The sequence below is a fragment of the Propionivibrio pelophilus DSM 12018 genome (assembly GCF_059569095.1).
This window is the reverse complement of record NZ_JCANUT010000132.1, coordinates 1-1877: the sequence shown is the minus strand read 5'-3', so window position 1 is coordinate 1877 and position 1877 is coordinate 1. Positions and strand designations below refer to the sequence as shown.

Genomic DNA, 1877 nt, shown 5'->3' with positions numbered 1-1877 from the left:
GGGCTATCTGTCGCCGGCACAATTCACCCAGCAATACCATGCAAAACAGATAGCCGCTTAACCCGTTGGACTCTACGGTTGACGACCTACCTCATTCAGCTATCCGGAGTTGTACCTGCTTCACGCTTAGAGCAAGCAGCCGCGCTGCGGCAGCAAGAAACCAATTCCATCTCAAAATCGATTCATTCGCTTGATGACGTGCGCGCTTTGTTAGTGGCCAACAATTCGACTGAGGGGGCCATCGATGCAGCCAAGATCTCGTAAACGTGCACGGAATCTTGATGATCCATCTATCGAAAAGATAGTGCAGATTCTCGATGGGTGGGCATTACCGAAACTGAGTTGGGAATTGTTTATCCAACAAATCGCACTTCGCATGCGTATCGTCTACACACGGCAAGCACTTCACAATCACGTCCGCATCAGGGAAGCCTTTGTCGGCCGCAAGAAGCAATTGACGGGCTGTGAAAGCAAGGGAGATCGGGCTTGCTCACCCGAGTTAGAACAAGCTTTACAGCGGATTGAGCGATTGGAAGCAGAGAACCAACGCCTCAATCGAGAAAATTGCAATCTCTTGGAGCAATTCAACCGGTGGATCTACAACGGCTATACGAAGCAGATGGATAGGCGCATGCAAGACTTCATGAACCAACCGCTGCCTCCTGTGCATCGGGAACCATCGAAAACTCGCGAAATGGATGGCACCGAGATGAAGCGCAAGGAGAGATGAGGTACGCCTCCCATTTGGTGCGTATTCCGATGAAATCCGCCACCGATTCCAATCGAATGTCGGCGATCATTTCTACCGCAAACTCTGGCACTTTTTCCGCTCGAATCCCAGCCAGTCATTCCGTTCCAAAGTCGGCCAGCGATTCCTATGGCAGGCTGCCGGCAGGTTTTTTTGATTAGGCTCTGTTCGAGAATCCCGTTGGTTTTAGGTAGCCTGAAAAAAGAGTCCGACGCGCAGGCCGGCCGAGGCCATCAGGCCGAACAGGGTTTCGTAGGTGGCGGGGCGAATGCTGCCGGATGGTCCAATCTGCCGAGCCGCCGCCAGCAGGTCAATGACTTCCTGATCATGAAAGATGTGTGGCGCGACACGACCTGGCTCTGGCCCGAAGGTCAGTTCCTCTGGAACTTCGGTTTCCGGCTCGAACTGTTTCAGATAACGCGCGAAATGACGAATGCGCGCAAGCCGAGCGGCCCAGGTCGACGGCGTACCGCGTTGCCATTTATCCTGCCGGGCCCACTCGATCATGAGGTCGGCAGTCAGTGGTCCGCGATGATGCCGACTGGCAACATACCGAACGAATGTGGCCAACAACGTACCTCGCGAATGCATTACGAAACCGAGGCGTTGCCGTTCAGCGAGATAGTCGTCGATTCGCTGCTGCAAGCTGACGTGTGCGTTCATGCCATGCTCCCCGGCCAAGGCAACGCAACTGCTGCCAACTTGGGCGTATCGAGTTTGGCGTAGATCGCTGAACAGCACCCTGAAGTCTTCACTGACGAGGCGGATCGGCCTGCGCCGCCCAGTGGGTACGCGCGTTGGTTGGACGATGCAGTCGATGGGATGGATGCCAGACCCGAAGAAATAGAACGGCTGTTCCTCGACAAGCCGACATCGAGAGAATCGATGCGCGATGCTGTTCGCGCGGAATTTGGGGCGCTTCGGTAGAAGGTCGGAGAGCTGTAAGCCAGGTCCGTAGCAGCCTGAGGGGCAGCTTACCGACGCAGCGAATTCACACACCCGACCCTCAGCTGCCGTAGAGTCAGTCGATGTTTCGTAACCGCTAACTGAGCGACGTACTTGCCTATTCCCGTGGGCTCTGCAAAGGCGAACGAAGCGGATTGTCGGCGAAGAGCGTCTTCCAGAGCCT

3 protein-coding genes are annotated in these 1877 nt (G+C 55.3%); 2 read left to right on the top strand and 1 reads right to left on the bottom strand.

All coding sequences use genetic code 11. The annotated features are described in order from the left end of the window. Together BO74_RS20995 and BO74_RS20990 are read left to right on the top strand one after the other, a co-directional pair. On the top strand, positions 1-264 hold a 264-nt coding region (locus BO74_RS20995), incomplete at its 5' end, for a hypothetical protein (RefSeq protein ID WP_496445335.1). 40 nt (positions 265-304) lie between these two features. Beyond that, positions 305-730 carry a hypothetical protein gene (locus tag BO74_RS20990; protein WP_496445333.1) on the top strand — a complete coding sequence of 142 codons (426 nt, stop codon included), beginning with the start codon at positions 305-307 and terminating at the stop codon, positions 728-730. 204 nt (positions 731-934) lie between these two features. Here BO74_RS20990 and BO74_RS20985 read toward each other — a convergent pair whose 3' ends face one another. Further along, positions 935-1411 carry a site-specific integrase gene (locus tag BO74_RS20985; protein WP_496445331.1) on the bottom strand — a complete coding sequence of 159 codons (477 nt, stop codon included), beginning with the start codon at positions 1409-1411 and terminating at the stop codon, positions 935-937. Positions 1412-1877 lie beyond the last annotated feature (466 nt).

Coding starts and splice junctions, on each gene's coding strand:
- BO74_RS20985 (WP_496445331.1), bottom strand. CDS start 1,411: ATGAACGCACACGTCAGCTTGCAGCAGCGAATCGACGACTATCTCGCT.